At 65.0% G+C, this 16121-nt stretch carries 16 protein-coding genes and 2 riboswitches; of the genes, 11 read left to right on the top strand and 5 right to left on the bottom strand.

What is annotated here, in order from left to right:
• Position 1: 1 nt before the first annotated feature.
• Both KI611_RS00695 and cobT read right to left on the bottom strand, forming a co-directional pair.
• Positions 2-763, bottom strand: coding sequence for an adenosylcobinamide-GDP ribazoletransferase (locus KI611_RS00695; RefSeq protein WP_226417928.1), 762 nt, complete (start codon positions 761-763; stop codon positions 2-4).
• Positions 763-1812 carry a nicotinate-nucleotide--dimethylbenzimidazole phosphoribosyltransferase gene (cobT, locus tag KI611_RS00690; protein WP_226417927.1) on the bottom strand — a complete coding sequence of 350 codons (1050 nt, stop codon included), beginning with the start codon at positions 1810-1812 and terminating at the stop codon, positions 763-765. Before cobT ends, KI611_RS00695 begins: the two co-directional genes overlap by 1 nt.
• A gap of 82 nt (positions 1813-1894) precedes the next feature.
• A riboswitch (cobalamin riboswitch) is annotated at positions 1895-2079 on the bottom strand.
• Positions 2080-2115: 36 nt separating this feature from the next.
• Between cobT and cobU the strand changes: the two genes are divergently transcribed.
• The gene (gene cobU, locus KI611_RS00685; protein WP_226417926.1) at positions 2116-2673 is read left to right on the top strand and encodes a bifunctional adenosylcobinamide kinase/adenosylcobinamide-phosphate guanylyltransferase; all 558 of its coding nucleotides are present in this window, start codon (positions 2116-2118) and stop codon (positions 2671-2673) included.
• Positions 2674-2733: 60 nt separating this feature from the next.
• Positions 2734-3159 (top strand): Pvc16 family protein, encoded by a 426-nt coding sequence (locus tag KI611_RS00680; RefSeq protein ID WP_226417925.1) that lies wholly within the window; start codon positions 2734-2736, stop codon positions 3157-3159.
• On the opposite strand, the gene KI611_RS00675 is transcribed toward KI611_RS00680, so the two are convergent.
• Positions 3135-4634, bottom strand: a complete 1500-nt coding sequence (locus KI611_RS00675; protein ID WP_226417924.1) for a cobyric acid synthase — start codon at positions 4632-4634, stop codon at positions 3135-3137. The two genes, KI611_RS00680 and KI611_RS00675, sit on opposite strands and share 25 nt — an antisense overlap.
• 85 nt (positions 4635-4719) lie before the next feature.
• Positions 4720-4907, top strand: a riboswitch (cobalamin riboswitch).
• A gap of 40 nt (positions 4908-4947) precedes the next feature.
• Here KI611_RS00675 and bluB point away from each other — a divergent pair.
• Genes bluB through KI611_RS00630 form a run of 9 tightly spaced genes read left to right on the top strand, consistent with a single transcriptional unit; the run spans position 4948 to position 13310 of the window.
• Positions 4948-5703: a 5,6-dimethylbenzimidazole synthase gene (bluB, locus tag KI611_RS00670; RefSeq protein WP_226417923.1), complete on the top strand. Its 756-nt coding sequence runs from the start codon at positions 4948-4950 to the stop codon at positions 5701-5703.
• Positions 5700-6614, top strand: coding sequence for an adenosylcobinamide-phosphate synthase CbiB (cbiB, locus tag KI611_RS00665; RefSeq protein WP_226417922.1), 915 nt, complete (start codon positions 5700-5702; stop codon positions 6612-6614). The genes bluB and cbiB overlap by 4 nt, the downstream gene beginning before the upstream one ends.
• Positions 6607-7599: a threonine-phosphate decarboxylase CobD gene (gene cobD / locus KI611_RS00660; RefSeq protein ID WP_226417921.1), complete on the top strand. Its 993-nt coding sequence runs from the start codon at positions 6607-6609 to the stop codon at positions 7597-7599. The genes cbiB and cobD overlap by 8 nt, the downstream gene beginning before the upstream one ends.
• Positions 7596-8498, top strand: a complete 903-nt coding sequence (locus tag KI611_RS00655; protein ID WP_226417920.1) for a cobalamin-binding protein — start codon at positions 7596-7598, stop codon at positions 8496-8498. The genes cobD and KI611_RS00655 overlap by 4 nt, the downstream gene beginning before the upstream one ends.
• A complete protein-coding gene (locus KI611_RS00650) occupies positions 8495-9289 on the top strand; it encodes a cobalamin-binding protein (RefSeq protein WP_226417919.1) in 795 nt (264 codons plus the stop codon). The genes KI611_RS00655 and KI611_RS00650 overlap by 4 nt, the downstream gene beginning before the upstream one ends.
• Before the next feature lie 57 nt (positions 9290-9346).
• On the top strand, positions 9347-9682 hold the full coding sequence (locus KI611_RS00645; protein ID WP_226417918.1) for a hypothetical protein: 336 nt from the start codon (positions 9347-9349) through the stop codon (positions 9680-9682).
• Positions 9679-10263 (top strand): SCO family protein, encoded by a 585-nt coding sequence (locus tag KI611_RS00640; protein ID WP_226417917.1) that lies wholly within the window; start codon positions 9679-9681, stop codon positions 10261-10263. The genes KI611_RS00645 and KI611_RS00640 overlap by 4 nt, the downstream gene beginning before the upstream one ends.
• A gap of 51 nt (positions 10264-10314) precedes the next feature.
• Positions 10315-11220, top strand: a complete 906-nt coding sequence (locus KI611_RS00635) for an ABC transporter substrate-binding protein (protein ID WP_226417916.1) — start codon at positions 10315-10317, stop codon at positions 11218-11220.
• Positions 11217-13310, top strand: coding sequence for a diguanylate cyclase domain-containing protein (locus KI611_RS00630; protein ID WP_226417915.1), 2094 nt, complete (start codon positions 11217-11219; stop codon positions 13308-13310). Before KI611_RS00635 ends, KI611_RS00630 begins: the two co-directional genes overlap by 4 nt.
• Before the next feature lie 45 nt (positions 13311-13355).
• Here the strand turns inward: KI611_RS00630 and KI611_RS00625 are convergent, their stop codons facing one another.
• The gene (locus KI611_RS00625; protein WP_226417914.1) at positions 13356-15449 is read right to left on the bottom strand and encodes a TonB-dependent receptor plug domain-containing protein; all 2094 of its coding nucleotides are present in this window, start codon (positions 15447-15449) and stop codon (positions 13356-13358) included.
• Entirely contained in the window at positions 15450-16043 is a 594-nt protein-coding gene (locus KI611_RS00620; RefSeq protein ID WP_226417913.1) for a PilZ domain-containing protein, read from the bottom strand.
• Positions 16044-16121: the final 78 nt, after the last annotated feature.

Below are 16121 nucleotides of genomic sequence, written 5' to 3'. Positions count from 1 at the left end.
ATCAATTCGGCCAGTGCGCCAGCAGACCAAGGTAGAAGACAATCTCGCTGACCTGCTGCACCGCCCCGAGACAATCGCCGGTATAACCGCCGAGCCAGCGCTTGAACTTGCCGGCCAGCCACAGCGTGGCCAGCGCGGCCAGGGCGCAGCCGGCGACGGCCTGGGGCCAGGGCAGCCAGACCAGCGCCGCCAGCACGAAGACCAGCGCGACCAGCAACGCGCCGCCGGACAGGCGGTTGGCCAGCGGCTTGGCCTTCGACAATTGGTCGTCGCGGGCATAGTCCATGCCGGCCAGCAGCAGCGTCGCACAGAAACGCGACACGGCATGGCCGGCGAGCAGTGCGAGCGGCAGCAGCGCCGGATCGAGCGCGACGAGCAGCGTGAATTTGCCGAGCAAGGCCAGTACCGTGGCCACCGCGCCATAGCTACCGACCCGCGAGTCCTTCATGATTTCCAGGATGCGCTGCTTCTCCCAGCCGCCGCCCAGACCATCGACGGTATCCGACAGGCCGTCTTCGTGGAATGCGCCGGTCGCGTAGATGGTCGCCGCCATGGCCAGCAGCACGGCAACCGGCGCCGGCCAGAACAGTGCCGCCGCGAGATAGACCAGCCCGCCGAGGCCGCCGATGAGCAGGCCGACGGCCGGAAAATAGCGGGCCGAGTGGTTCAGCGCCTCGGCCGAATGCCCGACCCAGCCGGGCACCGGCAGCCGCGTGAAGAAGCGGATGGCGCCGAAGAAATACTCGAGCTCGCGGCGCAGCATCAATCTTTATCCGAAACGCCGGCCGATTCGAAACTGGCCATTTCGCCAAGGAAACTGATCGCCGCCAGGACCAGCGGATAGGCCAGCGCCGCGCCGGTCCCTTCGCCCAGGCGCAAGCCCAGATCGAGCAGGGGTTCGGCAGCCAGCGCCTGCAGTTGGGCGGCATGGCCGGCTTCGGCCGAGCGGTGGCAGAAGATGCAGTAGTCGGCCACCGCCGGCACCAGACGGGCCGCGACCAGCGCCGCCGAACCGACGATGAAGCCGTCGATCAGCATGACCATCTTGGCTTCGGCGGCGGCCAGCATGGCGCCCACCATCATGGCGATTTCAAAACCGCCGAACTCGGCGAGTACGGCCGCCGGCTGGTCGCCGCCGCCGGCCGCCCGGTAACGCCGCAGCGCCTGTTCAAGCAGGCCCTGCTTGCGCTGCAGGCCGGCATCGTCGAGCCCGGTGCCGCGCCCGACACAGGCGGCCAGCGAGACGCCGGTCAGGCAATGGGTGATCAGCGAGGCGGCGGCCGTATTGCCGATGCCCATTTCGCCGAAACCGACCAAGTTGCAACCGTTGGCCGACAGATTGCGGATGAATTCCGCCCCCCGCTCGACGGCCACGGCACACTGCTCGGCGGTCATCGCCGGTTCTTCCAGGTAATTGGCCGTGCCGGACGCCACCTTGGCGTTGATCAAGCCCGGCCGCTTGCCGAAATCATGAGCCACGCCGGCATCGATGATCGCCAGATGGAGGTCGTTCTGGCGGGCAAAAACGTTGATCGCGGCCCCGCCAGCGAGAAAGTTCTCGACCATCTGCCAGGTGACGTCCTGCGGGTAAGCTGAAACGCCGGCCTTGGCCGCGCCGTGGTCGCCGGCGAAGACCAGCATGTGCGGCTGGCCGAATTCCGGGTCGAGGCGCTGCTGGATCAGACCGATCTGCTTGGCGACCGCTTCAAGCTGGCCAAGTGCGCCGAGCGGCTTGGTCTTCTGGTCGATCTTCTGCTGCAGCGCAGCGGCCAGCCCCTGGTCCGGGGCGGTGATGGTGAATTTTGAATGCATCCGATTCTTCCTGTTCAAAAAAACAAAAGGGCCTCGCGGCAACGTTCGCGAAAACGCCACCGCGAAGCCCTGTCCACAGGCTTCCAGCCCAAAATGATGCGATAGGTCTTCTGGCTTTCGGATCAGCCGGATCGTCGCACCTTCCCGCCGGGTCTGTTTCCCCATAGGCAGTGGCATTTCACGACATCCGTCCCCGATTACAGCGGCGGGCCCGCCACGGATTTGCACCGTGTTCCGTTTTATCGAATCGGGGCGAATTATCCGGCTTGCCGGGAAGCCACGCAATCACCTACAGTTCCGGCCATGAAAGAACTGATCCTTGGCGGCGCCCGTTCGGGCAAGAGCCTGCTGGCCGAGAAGCGGGCGGCGGAATCCGGGCTGCACGTCGTTTATCTGGCGACGGCCGAAGCACGCGACGGCGAAATGAACCGCCGCATCGCCCACCACCGCGAGCGCCGCCCGGCCGACTGGGGCTGCGCCGAAGAAACCCTGCACCTCGCTGCCCGCCTGCGCGAGCTGGCCGCAGCGGATCGCTGCATCCTGGTCGATTGCCTGACCCTGTGGCTGTCCAACCTGCTGTTCGCCGGTCAGGCCGCCGCCCAGGCCGAAGCCGGTGAGGCCATCGGCTGCCCGCTGCTCGATGCCGAAACGACGGCGCTGATCGAGCTGTTGCCGCGCTTGCCGGGGCGGATCATTGTCGTTTCCAACGAAGTCGGCTGGGGCATCGTGCCGATGCATCCGGTCTCCCGGCTGTTCGCCGACGAGCAGGGCCGGCTGAACCAGCGCGTCGCCACCGTCTGCGAGCGCGTAACGCTGGTCGCCGCCGGCCTGCCGCTCAGCCTGAAGCCGGCCGCTAACTGACGCAGCGGCTAGCCCGCTGTGCTAACCTGAATTTCAATCTGGCCTATTCAGGAGAACGCCATGCCGCTCCACACCCGCCTGACCGCGCTGTGCACACTGATCGAAAAGAGCGCCGGACTGCCGGTGCGTATTGGCCGGCCGGACGAGGCTGGCGGACTCTATGTCTGGCCCTGGCGCCTGGAAGAGGATGCGCGTGTCCGCAGCACGCCGTTGCCGCGCCTGCTCGGCGACACCCCGCTGGCCCGCGTCCCGGCCCCGGCGATTCACTTCCTCGTGCTATCCAGCACCAGCCTCGAAGCCGAGGTGTTTCTGGCCCTCGAAAGTTCGCGCGCCGCCCTGCTCGAAACGCCGGTCTTCGAAGCCGGCAACGGGCGCGTCAGCGTCGCCCCGGATACCCTGAGCGCCAACGAACTGACCGACTTGTTCACCGCCGCCGACATTCCGATGCGGCTCTGCCTGGCCTACACGCTGCGCACGTCGGCCTGAGTCTGCGCCGGCCCGGCCGGCAGGTAGGGCGCCAGTTTTTCCCAGTCGAGTGCCGCCTCGACCGAATCGGCCAGACGGTCGAGATCGGCTTCGCGGCGGGCCGCGAAATCGACCTGTTCGCTCTCCGTCATGCCGGCCCAGGCCAGCAGCCCGGTGAGGGCATCGGGGTGGTCAAAGACGCCATGGCAGTAGGTGGCGAAGATCTGGTTGTCGGCCGAAATGGCGCCGTCGCTACGACCATCGGCCAACTGCACGGCGCCCTGCGCCAGCCCGGCGCCACCCGTGACGCCAAGGTGAATTTCGTAACCGGTCATTGCCGGCCGGCCCGGCAGCGCCAAGTGACCGCTCACATTGCGTAGCTGCTTCTCCGTTTCCAGCGTCGTTTCGACATCGAGCACAGCCAGCCCCGGCGTGCTGCCGGCCTGACCTTCCAGACCCAGCGGATCGTGGATCGTCCGCCCGAGCATCTGGTAGCCGCCGCACAGGCCGACCACCTTGCCGCCATAGCGCAAATGCTTCTGGATCGCCGTCGCCCAACCCTGTTCGCGCAGCCAGCCGAGATCGGCCCGCACCGCCTTCGACCCGGGCAAGACGATCAGGTCGGCGGCCGGCGGCGTTTCGCCCGGCCCGATCCAGCGAAAATCGACTTCCGGATGCAGCCTCAGCGGATCGAGATCGTTGTGGTTGGAAACGCGCGGATAGGCCGGCGCCACTACTTTCAGTTTGGCCGTCTTTTTGCCCGCCACCGCGGCTGTCGCGATGGCATCCTCGGCATCGAGCATCAGCCCGTGCAGGTAGGGCAAGACGCCGAGCACCGGTTTGCCGGTCCGCTCTTCCAGCCAGCTCAGGCCCGATTCGAGCAGGCCGATATCGCCGCGAAAGCGGTTGATGACGAAACCCTTGACCCGGTTCTGCTCGGACGGCGAGAGCAGATCAAGCGTGCCGACCAGATGGGCAAAGACACCGCCACGGTCGATGTCGGCGATCAGGATCACCGGGCAGTCGACGGCCTCGGCAAAGCCCATGTTGGCGATGTCGCGGTCACGCAGATTGATTTCAGCCGGCGAACCGGCCCCTTCGACGACCACGCACTCGTAGGCCGTGGTCAGCCGCCCCCAGGATTCGAGCACCGCCCCCATCGCCCGCGGCTTGTAGGCGTGATAAGCCTTGGCATCGAGATCGGTGGCCACCTGGCCATGAATGATGACCTGCGCCTTCTTGTCGGTGGTCGGCTTCAACAGCACCGGATTGAAGTCGGTATGCGGCGCCAGCCCGGCGGCCAGCGCCTGCAATGCCTGGGCCCGACCGATCTCGCCGCCATCGACCGTCACCGCCGAATTGAGCGCCATGTTCTGCGGCTTGAACGGCGCAACCCGCACGCCACGGCGTTTCAAGATGCGGCACAAGGCGGCGACCAGGGTCGATTTACCGGCATCGGAGGTAGTGCCTTGGACCATCAGCGACAGGCAGGACATGGGGAAAGCCTTGAACAAAGGGGCGAGGATTATCGCACTTGCCACTTGCCGCACGCTCGCTTAGCATCGCCCTCGCCCGATTTCGATCGGGGGAGTGTCTCCAGGTGCCGTTCCGCCCAGGTTGAACGGAGAATCGGGAAGGCGGTGCGAATCCGCCACGTGCCCAGCGCTGTATGGATGACGGGCGATGCATAAGCCACTGGCGCCAGCCGGGAAGGCGCATCGGCCGGGTGAAGCCAAGTCAGAAGACCGGCCGGGAGATCAGTTCAGGCTGCACGGCCAGGCAGCTGCCGTTTTTCCAGAAGGGGAATCCATGGAAAACCCATTCGCGCCGATGGCGCACGCATTTTCCGACGCCGACCGGGCGGCGGTGTATCACGCGATTTTCAGCCGGCGCGACGTGCGCGGCCAGTTCCTGCCCGATCCGGTCCCGGACGAGGTGCTCAGCCGCGTACTGATGGCGGCCCACCATGCGCCGTCGGTTGGCTTCATGCAGCCGTGGAACTTCCTGCTGGTCCGTTCGCCCGAGGTCAAGCAGCGCGTCCATGATGTCTTTGCCGAGGCGAACGGCGAAGCGGCGCGGATGTTCCCGAACGAAAAACGCGAGATCTATAGCCGGCTCAAACTGCAGGGCATCGTCGAAGCGCCGCTCAACCTGTGCATCACCTGCGACCGCTCGCGTAGCGGCCCGGTCGTCCTCGGCCGCACCCATATGCCGACCATGGATCTCTACTCCAGCGTCTGCGCCGTGCAGAACCTCTGGCTGGCGGCCCGCGCCGAAGGGCTGGGCGTCGGCTGGGTCAGCATCTTTCACGAGAAGGCGCTGCAGGACGCACTCGGTATTCCGCAGCACATCGTGCCGATCGCCTACCTGTGCATCGGCCAGGTCAGCCATTTCAAGGACAAGCCGGAGCTGGAACAGGCCGGCTGGCTGCCGCGCCTGCCGATCGATGAACTGCTCTATTTCGAGCAGTGGGGTGCCACGGATGCCGGACAGAATGCGCCGCTGATCACGGCATTGCGCACCATGCAGAGCGAGATCCAGACACAAGGCATTTTCCCCGCATGAGCCTGAACTTCGCAGCCTTCGCCATGCCGCTGGCGGCGCTCGCCGCCGTCGCGCTCGATCGCCTGTTTGGCGAGGTGCGGCGCTGGCATCCGCTGGTCAGCTTCGGCCATCTGGCGGCGGCCATCGAGCAGCGGCTGAACCGGCGGACGCGCTTCGCCGGCCTCCTCGCCTGGCTGCTCGCGGTCGGCCCCGGCGTCGCCCTGGCGGCGCTGCTCCGCCCGCTCGCCCCGTTCATCGTCGATGTCGTCCTGCTCTACTTCGCGCTCGGCGCCCGCAGCCTCGCCGAGCACGCCGAAGCCGTCGCCCGACCGCTGCGCGAAGGCCGTCTGGAGGAGGCCCGGCAGCGCGTTGGCTGGATTGTTTCCCGTGAAACATCGCAACTCGATGAGTCCGGCGTCGCCAAGGCCGGCGTCGAATCGGTGCTGGAAAACGGAAACGACGGGATCTTCGGCGCGCTGTTCTGGTTCGCCCTGCTCGGCGGCCCCGGCGCCCTGTTGTTCCGGCTGGCCAACACGCTCGATGCAATGTGGGGTTACCGCACCGAACGCTTCACGCATTTCGGCTGGGCCGCCGCCCGCCTCGACGACGGCCTCAACTGGCTGCCAGCCCGCCTGACCGCATTGACCTACGCGCTGCTCGGCCGGACGCGCAGCGCCCTGAATTGCTGGCGGACCCAAGCCCCGGGCTGGGACAGCCCGAATGCCGGCCCGGTGATGGCGGCCGGGGCCGGCAGCCTCGGCGTGCGACTGGGCGGCGCCGCCATTTACCACGGCCAGGAAGAAATCCGGCCGCCACTCGGCGACGGCCCGCCGCCAATGGCGGCCGACCTTGGCCGGGCGATTAGCCTGATCCGGCGCAGCGTGCTGCTCTGGCTGGCAGTCTTTTTGATGATCGGATTCCTGCATGCTTGAACACGGTGGCCGTCTGCGCGAAGCCGCAGTCCACTACGCTATTCCGCTGGCCAACTGGCTCGACCTGTCCACCGGCATCAACCCGCAGGGCTGGCCGGTGCCGGCCTTGCCGGCCAGTTGCTGGCAGCGCCTGCCGGAAGCCGGCGACGGGCTGGAAGCGGCAGCCGCCGCCTATTACGGCAACGACCAGCTGCTGCCGGTGGCCGGCTCGCAAGCCGCCATCCAGCTCCTGCCGATGCTGCTGCCGCGCGCCGTCGTCGCCTGCATCAGCCCGATCTATGCCGAGCACCCGCAGGCCTGGAGCCGCGCCGGGCACCGCCTGCGCTTTCTGCAGAACGCCACCTTGCCGCGCGCCCTAGCCGCCGCGACGCCCTATGTGCTGCTGTGCAATCCGAACAACCCGACGGCCGACCGGCACCCGCGCGAGCTGGTGGTGGATGCCGCGCAGCAGCTGAAAAAACGCGGCGGCTGGCTGATCGTCGACGAGGCTTTCATCGACGCCACGCCGGATGACAGCCTGACGCCGCTGGCCGGCACCGCCGAGGCGCCGAATCTGATCGTGCTGCGCTCGCCCGGCAAATTCTTCGGGCTGGCCGGGGCCCGCGTCGGCTTCCTGTTCGCGGCGCCCGACCTGCTCAACCGGATGAACGACGCGATGGGCCCGTGGACCGTCGCCGGTCCGTCGCGCGAGGCGGTGCGTCTGGCGCTCGCCGACAGTGCCTGGCAAAGCGCGATGCGCCCCCGTCTGGTGGCGGCCGGGCAACGCCTGCAGCAGTTGCTGGCGCCGCTCGGCGAAGCAAAATCCGCCGCCCTGTTCGCCACGCTGAACACCCCGCATGCAGTGGAACTGCACGAAGCGCTGGCCAGCCAGGGCATTCTCGTTCGCCGCTACGAACAACAGCCACTGCTCCGTTTCGGCCTGCCGGGCAGCGAAGCCGAATGGCAACGCCTGGCCGCCGCCCTCGAAACCTGGAAACCCGCATGAAAAACCGTCCGCTTGTTCGTCACGTCACGGCCTTCGCCGTCGCCTTCGCCCTGCTGCCGGCCGCCCGCGCCGATCTCGTCGTCAAGGACGACACCGGCCAGGAAGTCCGCCTCAAGGGGCCGGCCAAGCGCATCATCACCCTCGCCCCGCATGCCGCCGAAACCCTCTATGCCGCGGGGGCCGGCGATCGCCTCGTCGGCACCGTCGAGTACAGCGATTACCCGGCGGAAGCGAAGAAAGTGCCGCGGGTCGGCGGCTATTCGCGCGTCGACCTGGAGGCAGTCGCGGCACTCAAGCCGGACCTGGTCCTCGCCTGGGAAAGCGGCAACAACCTGACGCAAGTCGACAAGCTGAAGGCACTCGGCCTCACCGTCTATGTCTCGCAGCCCAACACCATGGCCAATATCGCCTATCAGCTGGAGCAGATGGGCCGGCTGGCCGGCACCGAGGCAGCCGCCAAGCTCGCCGCCGAGCGTTTCCGCAAGCGACTCGAGGGACTGCGCGCGAGCTATGCCGACAAACCGAAAGTGCGGGTTTTTTACCAGATCTGGAAGGCGCCGCTGATGACGGTCGGCGGGCCGCAGATCATCAGCGACGCGATCAAGCTATGCGGTGGCGACAATGTCTTCGGCCACCTGGCGCACATGGCGCCGACGGTCAGCGTCGAGGCGGTGCTCGAAGCCGACCCGGAAGTCATCATCGCCACCGGCATGGGCGATGCCCGCCCGGAGTGGCTGCATGACTGGGACAAATGGACCCGGATGACCGCGGTCAAGCGCGGCAACCTTTTCCACATCAACCCGGACATCATGCAGCGCCACACGCCGCGCATCCTCGACGGCGCCGAGAAGCTGTGCGCCGACCTCGATATCGCACGCAGCCGGCGGCCGGCCAAATGAGCCGCCGGCCGCAACGCATCGTCTGCCTGACCACCGAGACCGTCGAAGTCCTTTATGCGCTCGGCGAACAGGACCGCATCGCCGGCATCTCCGGCTATACCGTGCGACCGCCGCAGGCGCGCAAGGAAAAGCCCAAGGTCTATGCCTTCACCACCGGCGACATCGACAAGATTCTCGCCGTACAGCCCGACCTGGTGCTCACCTTCTCCGACCTCCAGGCCGACATCGCACGCGACCTGATCAAGGCCGGCGTGCCGGTGTACGCCTTCAACATGCGCAGCGTCGAGGACATTCTCGGCATGGTCGAAACCTTGGGCCGCCTGGTCGGTGCCGAGGCCAGGGCAGCCGAGCTGGTCGGCGCGCTCGAAGCGCAGATCGACCAAACCCGCGCCATCGCCGCCGAACGCTTCGCCCGCACCGGGCACCGGCCGCGCGTCTATTTCGAGGAATGGGACGAGCCGAACATCACCGCCGTGCGCTGGGTCTCCGAAATGATCGCGATCGCCGGCGGCGAAAACATCTTCCCCGAGCGCGCCGCCCTGCCGCTGGCCCGCGACCGCATCCTGGCCGACCCGCTGGAAGTCGTCGGCCGCGACCCGGAGATCATCATCGGCTCATGGTGCGGCAAGCACTTCCGTCCCGAACATATTGCCGCCCGCCCCGGCTGGGCGGACGTCAGCGCCGTGCGCAGCGGACGGATGCATGAAATCAAGTCGGCAATCATCCTGACGCCAGGGCCGGTCGCCATCAGCGAAGGCTTGCCGCAATTACTCGCTATTTTTGATCTGTGAAAAGGCCAGCGCCAGGCCGCCGCCTATAATCCACTGTCCACTTTCCGGAAACCGCTCATGAAACTTGCTGCCTCCATCCTCATGCTGACGCTGGCTGGCCTCAGCACCGCCAGCCTTGCCGCCGACGCCGGCAGCGCGGCGATTGCCGCCGTCGGCCAGATCAACGGCATCGCCCTCGCCTGCCAGCAACCGGCCATCGTCAGCCGGGCGCGCAATGCCGTACAGACCAGCGCACCGAAAACCCGGGCCAACGGCGAAGCCTTCGAAGCGGCGACCAATGCCGCCTATCTCGAGCAAGGCAAGGGCGCCCCCTGCCCCGACGCCGCGACCCTGGCCGGCCGCCTCGGCGATGCCGAGAAACAGCTGCAGGATGCCTTCCCTACCAGCCGATGAGCCGCCTCCCCGCGCTTTTCCTGGCCCTCGCGCTGAGCGGCCCGCTGGCCGCCCAGACGGCGTCCTTGCCGGCGGCCGAGGAAAGCGTCGGGATCAATCCGCGTTACCTGCTACAGGACCCGAATGGTCGTTCGGTGACCAGCGAGGACTTCCGTGGCCGCTTTCAGCTGATCGCCTTTGGCTACACCTACTGTCCGGACATCTGCCCGACCACGCTGGTCGAAATGGCGGCCATCCTCAAGCAGCTTGGCGACCAGGCCGGCCGCCTGCAGGCGATCTTCATCACCGTCGACCCCGAGCGCGACAGCGCCCAGGTGCTGAAGACCTATACCGGTTTTTTCGACCCGCGCATCATCGGCCTGACCGGCTCGCCGGCCCTGATTCGGCGCGCCGCCGACAATTTCAAGATCCGCTACGCCAAGGTTCGCGAACCCGGCGGCGACCCGGCGCATTACGCGGTCGACCACTCGGCCGGCATGTTCCTGCTCGGCCCGGATGGCAGCTTCATCGCCAAATTTGCCTTTGCCACCCCTGTTGACGAGTTATCCGCCCGAATCGGCGGCTATCTGGGCGCTCGCTAGGCGCTGAAAACAGCCATTGCCATGGCATAGCCCGGCAGCTATATTCGGGCGATGCTTCGCCTTCTGCTGCGCGCCTTCGTCGTATTCTCCGCCACGCTCTCCATTGCCTGGGCGGGAAGCATTACGCTGGCGCTCAGCGACCACGGCGGCCCCTACGCCGAATTTGCCAATGCGCTCGGCGAAGCGCTGCAAGGCGGCAGCTGGAAAATCACCACGAGCGGAAAACCGACCGCCGGCGATCCGCCGAGCCCGGCGTCCGACCTGATCGTCACGGCCGGCGGCGAGGCCCTGCGCCAGACCCTGGCGCGCGCCCCGAATGCGCCGATCATCGCCACGCTGCTGCCCCGCCAGACCTACGAAAAGATCCTGGCCGAGGCCAACAAGGGGCGCAGTCGCAGCACGGCGATTTATCTCGATCAGCCGCCCGGCCGTCAGGCGGCTTTTGTGCGTCATCTGCTGCCCGGCCAGAAACGCATCGGCATGCTGTTCAGCAGCGAAACCCGGGCGAGCGCCGCGCAGTTCCGCCAGGCCTTCGCCAATGCCGGCCTGACCCTCGACAGCGAAGACAGCGATACCAGCAGCACCCTGCTACCGGCCCTCAACACCCTGCTGCCCCGGATCAACGCTTTGCTGGCCATCCCGGACGGGACGATCTTCAAGCGCGACAACATCAAGGCCATCCTGATCACTTCCTACCGGCACCAGCGGCCGGTCATCGCCTTCTCGGCCGCTTTCGTCAATGCCGGGGCACTCGCCGCGCTCTACTCGACGCCCACCCAGATCGCCCGCCAGACGGCTGATATCGTTAACAGCCTCGGCCCAACGTTGCCGCCCCCGATGGCACCCAACTTCTTTGCCATTGCCATCAACCAGAACGTAGCCCAGGCCCTCGGCCTCTCCGTTCCCGACGAAGCCACCATCCGGCAAGCCATGCTCGCCGACCGGGAGTCTCGATGAATCGACTCACTCTACGCCACCGCCTGTTGCTGCTCACACTGCTTCCCAGTGCTGTGATCGCCATCGCCCTGGTCGCCTATTTCACCATCTCCGGCATTCATACCCTGGAAGGGGAGCTGCGCACCAAAGGCATGGCGACAGTTCGCTACCTGGCGCCGATCAGCGAATACGGCATCATTGCCGGGCAAATCGAGAGTTTGCACGGGCTGGCTCAGGCGACCGTCCAGGAACCCAGCGTCAAGGCGGCCATCATCGTCAACCAGAAGGGCCGGGCGATCGCCGTCAGCGGCCGTGTCTCGCTGGCCAGCGAGACCCTGCGCCAGGCGCTCGACGAGCCGACCCAGGTGGCCGAGACCGACCGCTGGGTGGCGTTCGGCGCCCCGGTCAGACGTTCGCTGAACGAGACCGATGCCTTGTTCGAACCGGCCGGCGCCGCCGACAAGAACACCCCGCCGGAAGTCATCGGCCACATCTTCGTCGAGTTCGACAAGAGCGAACTCGCCACCCGCCAGCGCGACCTGCTCAATCGCGGCCTGCTTATCGTGCTTTTCGGGCTGATGGTCCTCGCCATTCTTGCCGTGACGATGGCTGACAACCTCGCCAAACCAGTCATGCAGCTGGTTCACGCCGTGCGCGAAATGTCCTCCGGCCATCTGAACAGTCGCGTCCAGGTCACTTCGAGCGGCGAAATCGGCGTACTCGAGCAGGGCTTCAACGAAATGGCCACGCATATCCAGGAGGCGCATCAATCGATGCAGAGCCGGATCGAGGAAGCGACGGCCCAGCTTGCCTTCCAGGCCCGCCACGATGCCCTGACTGGCCTGCTCAACCGGCGCGAATTCGAGCACCGGCTGGACAAGGCGCTGACCAGCGTGCAGGCCGGCGGCGAGGAATGCAGCGTCCTGTTCATCGACCTCGACCGTTTCAAGCCGGTCAACGACACCTGCGGCCACCTGGCCGGCGACGAACTGCTGCGCCAGATATCGCAACTCTTCCAGGGCCGCCTGCGCGAAGAAGACACCCTGGCCCGGCTCGGCGGCGACGAATTCGGCATCATCCTGGCCAACTGCGGCGGGCCGCGCGCCCGCCAGGTGGCCGAGGATATCTGCGGCCTGGCTGCCGCCTATCGCTTCATCTGGCAAGACAAGGTCTTCGCCATCGGCGCCAGCATCGGACTGACACCGCTCAGCCGTCGGGTCCGCAACATCACCGAAATTCTTGCCGCCGGCGATTCGGCCTGTTATCGCGCCAAGGAAACCGGCCGCAACCAGGTTTGCGAGCAGGAGCCGCTCAATACCGAAGAGCGGCGCCATGAAACCAATGGCTGGTCGACCCGGATTGCCAGCGCGCTGGCCGACGATCGCCTGCACATCGAAGCCATGCCGCTACACGCGCTGCAAAGCAATGCGCAGACCGGGCACCTGGTCGAACTGACGGCCCGCCTGCACGAACCGGGACAACCGCCGGTGGCCTTGTCGGCCTTGATGGATGCCGCCGAGCGCTATGATCTGGCGCCGACCATCGACCTGCGTTTTGTCGAAACGGCAATCAACGCCCTGGCGCGCGCCCAGCGCCAGAACAAGTCACTGCACTGCCTGGTACCGCTGTCCGGTGCCTCGCTCGGCCGCAGCGAGGTGGTCGACAGCATCGCCGCCAGCCTGGCCAGCCATAATCTTTCCGGTAACGGGCTATGCCTGATCTTCTCGGAAGACGTTTCAACACATCAGACCAGCCAGGCCATCGAATTTTCGCGGCAAGTCCGCGCCCTCGGCTGCCAGATCGGCCTTAATGACTTCGGTGGCGGTCTGTCATCGTTCAGCCACTTGCGCAGCATCTCTCCCGGCTACGTCAAGCTCAGCCGCAGCCTGACCCGCGATCTCGGCGGAAACCGCGCCTCGACCGCGCTATTGCGCGCCATCCAGGAAATCACCGCCGACCAGAATATCTACTCGATCGCCGAAGGGATCGACGACATCTGGGCCATCAAGCAATTGAAAGACCTCGGCATCAGCTACGTCCAGGGCAGCGCCGTCGCCCCTTGCGAACCCTTTGAGGTCTGGCTGGAAGGGGCGGTGCTGCGGAGCGTATAAACGAGGAGCGCGTCGGGCAGCCCCCGAATCTCGCAATGACCGCGCCTAGAAATCCAGGCGCAACGAAAGCCAGTGCATCTCGTTGGCCACCCGCGTTTCACGCCGCCCCTCAATGCTGTGATTCGCCATCTGGGCGGTATACGCCACCTCGGCCCGCGAACTGCCGAGCTTGAAAGGCCAAGCCAGGCGCCAGTCCACGCGTTCGTATGGGCTGGTATAAGAATTCCGCCGCCAGCGCATCCAGCCGCTCTTGTAATACATCAGCGAAGCTTCCAGATCGAACGGAAGTTTCTGAATGACCATCAACGACTGCGAGCGGCGCGGCGCCGACTCGCTGGTTTGGCGGGATATTTTCGCGATGTTGTTGGCGGCATCGACAACCATGTCCTCGCTGCTTAAGAAGGCGTAGGTGCGGATATAGGCGTAGCTGTAGAGCAGCCGGGTTCTTTCCAGGGCTTGCCAGTTGGCCTGATATTCATAACCCTGAATGGTGACCCGCTCGAGATTGAGTGCCGAATCGGCCCGTCCGTAAGGATGTGCTGAGTCCTCAAACTTGTCGTCGGCCGCAGTCGCCGGCGGAGCATAGGGAATGATGGTGATCCGGTTCGGACTACGCTCATGAAAGGCCCGAAAATCGAAACTCGCTCGCCAGGGTTTGTACTGGCCAAGATAGCCCAGCTCCAGCGTGTCAATCCGTTCGGCCTTGAGGCCGGGCTTCGCGTAGAACGTACGGTCAACCGGGGAAACCGTTCCGGCCGCTGCTTTCGAGGTATTGCCATAGGCTTCGTAAAGGCTGGGAGTACGATGGGCACGGGACGCCACGAAACGCAACGTGTGATCCTGGAAAAGATGGTAGCTGACACTGGCCCGCGGATCGAACAGTTCACCGACCACCGAATCGTTTTCGAAGCTCCCCCCCAGGTTGAACAACCACTCCTTATCTGGCCGCCATTCCAGATTGCCGAAAATACGGTGCGACGAACGCTGCTGCCAGTCCTTGGTGGAGAACTGCTGATACGAGGAAAGCGCAGTCCATTTTCCACTCATTCCCCAGACGAAACGGGTTTTTGCCGAAGGGGAAAACAGGTGTTCAAAGTCGATTTCGTCGATCCGCGACTCACCCCCTGGATTAGCGGGGTAATAATAAGTCTGCGTCACGCTGTTCTTGTCGGCGTAGGAAAGACGCTCCTGATAGGCCCCAGATGCCCAGTCTTCGACATGGGAATAACGGATTTTCACTTCTGAGCCTTCGCCGAGAACGCGACGCCACTGACCACTCAGCGCCGTACTGCTCTGACTCAGATCGCGAAACGGATCGGTCAGACTGTTCGGACGGCCGTATTGCGAGATATCAGACGCATGGCTGAGGGTAAATTGCAGTTCGTCCCGATCACCCAGAGGCGCATCGACGCGCAAATCAAAAACCTTGGAGTGGCGACTGTCATGCGGATCGAACCAACGGTTGGCATCGAACATTTTCCGGAATCCGGAGTCGCCCAGTTGGTGATAGGTCATGCGGACATCGACCGGGCCGCTCCGTCCACCCCAGCGGACTGTTTCATCGCGAATCGAGGCGTTCCCATGATTCGCCGCAATCATCCAGCCCTGAGTTTGCGATGTATCCTGAGTAATGATGTTGACCACACCGAGAAAGGCATTCGAGCCGTAGGAAACCGTATTGGAGCCACGAATCACTTCGATCCGCTCGATATTCTCAAGCACCACCGGCAACAAGTTCCAGTTCACCCCGGAGTTGAATAGCGGCGAATACTGCGAACGACCATCAATCAACACTTGGACTCGTGGCGTGTATTCCTCGTTGCTCAAGCCATGGTAGGCAACAACGGCGCTCTCCTGATTCGGCGGTGTAACCTGAAAACCGGGCACCAGACGCAACAGATCGGCAAAATTGCGGGCACCAGAAGCCCGGATCATGTCCCGATCGATTACCGTCACCGATGCAGGCACCTCGGAGAGCCGCTGCGGCAAGCGGCTGACCGAGGCGACAATCGGCAGATCGCTGAAGTAGAGATTTTCATCGTCCTCTGCGGCGGCGGCGGTTCCCGCCAGCCAGACACCAGCCAGGGCCAGAACCAGGGGGTTGCATCGCCGACGAAACGATTGTTGTACCAGCACCATTCAAATATTCCCCGTTGCACCCGGTATCGCCAGCGCCAATTTCCACGCACCGGCGAAGCATTCCGACTGAGCTCCGATAACCACCCCATGGCGACCAGTCGCCACCAGGCATAGGGCCAGACCGCTCTGATCGACGGCCGTAACGGCCTCAAGATCAATCTCATCAACGCCAACCCGGGTCAGGGCATGCATGAAGTCATTGCGCAATGCACCGTTCAGACCGCCGGAAATGCGCATGACCCGGCGCCCGGCAAGTTCGCGGACAGCGAGAATCGAGGCCTGGCCGCTGGCCAGTGCCGCGTTGATCGCATCGTCGATCAGGACCTGGTTGATCGGCCCGGTCTGGAAGCGGGCGCCAAACAGGTCGCCAACCCGACTGACGACCATTGCCGGCACATCGATGATCGGCGATCCGAACAGCGAGAACTCGCAACCCGCCGTGTGACCAACCTCAAGGGCGAGGTTGGTCCGCGCCATCAGTCCCGATACCGAGAGATTCTCGATCCACCCCTCACCGATGGCTCCGCCGTGGCCGATTCTGACCAAGGGCGGCACACTAAAACGAATTCTCTGGTGCCGTCTTTGATCCAGCATTGGTCGGCTACTCCTCGCTCATCGAAAATTGTCGTTTTCGGCAGTTTAACAAAATCTAACACTCCAACCACCTTGCCG

The organism is Dechloromonas denitrificans, assembly GCF_020510685.1.
Classification (GTDB): domain Bacteria; phylum Pseudomonadota; class Gammaproteobacteria; order Burkholderiales; family Rhodocyclaceae; genus Azonexus; species Azonexus denitrificans_A.
The sequence above is the reverse complement of the archived record's forward strand: the minus strand, read 5'-3'. Positions and strand labels throughout refer to the sequence as shown.

Coding starts and splice junctions, on each gene's coding strand:
- KI611_RS00695 (WP_226417928.1), bottom strand. CDS start 763: ATGCTGCGCCGCGAGCTCGAGTATTTCTTCGGCGCCATCCGCTTCTTC.
- cobT (WP_226417927.1), bottom strand. CDS start 1,812: ATGCATTCAAAATTCACCATCACCGCCCCGGACCAGGGGCTGGCCGCT.
- cobU (WP_226417926.1), top strand. CDS start 2,116: ATGAAAGAACTGATCCTTGGCGGCGCCCGTTCGGGCAAGAGCCTGCTG.
- KI611_RS00680 (WP_226417925.1), top strand. CDS start 2,734: ATGCCGCTCCACACCCGCCTGACCGCGCTGTGCACACTGATCGAAAAG.
- KI611_RS00675 (WP_226417924.1), bottom strand. CDS start 4,634: ATGTCCTGCCTGTCGCTGATGGTCCAAGGCACTACCTCCGATGCCGGT.
- bluB (WP_226417923.1), top strand. CDS start 4,948: ATGGAAAACCCATTCGCGCCGATGGCGCACGCATTTTCCGACGCCGAC.
- cbiB (WP_226417922.1), top strand. CDS start 5,700: ATGAGCCTGAACTTCGCAGCCTTCGCCATGCCGCTGGCGGCGCTCGCC.
- cobD (WP_226417921.1), top strand. CDS start 6,607: ATGCTTGAACACGGTGGCCGTCTGCGCGAAGCCGCAGTCCACTACGCT.
- KI611_RS00655 (WP_226417920.1), top strand. CDS start 7,596: ATGAAAAACCGTCCGCTTGTTCGTCACGTCACGGCCTTCGCCGTCGCC.
- KI611_RS00650 (WP_226417919.1), top strand. CDS start 8,495: ATGAGCCGCCGGCCGCAACGCATCGTCTGCCTGACCACCGAGACCGTC.
- KI611_RS00645 (WP_226417918.1), top strand. CDS start 9,347: ATGAAACTTGCTGCCTCCATCCTCATGCTGACGCTGGCTGGCCTCAGC.
- KI611_RS00640 (WP_226417917.1), top strand. CDS start 9,679: ATGAGCCGCCTCCCCGCGCTTTTCCTGGCCCTCGCGCTGAGCGGCCCG.
- KI611_RS00635 (WP_226417916.1), top strand. CDS start 10,315: ATGCTTCGCCTTCTGCTGCGCGCCTTCGTCGTATTCTCCGCCACGCTC.
- KI611_RS00630 (WP_226417915.1), top strand. CDS start 11,217: ATGAATCGACTCACTCTACGCCACCGCCTGTTGCTGCTCACACTGCTT.
- KI611_RS00625 (WP_226417914.1), bottom strand. CDS start 15,449: ATGGTGCTGGTACAACAATCGTTTCGTCGGCGATGCAACCCCCTGGTT.
- KI611_RS00620 (WP_226417913.1), bottom strand. CDS start 16,043: ATGCTGGATCAAAGACGGCACCAGAGAATTCGTTTTAGTGTGCCGCCC.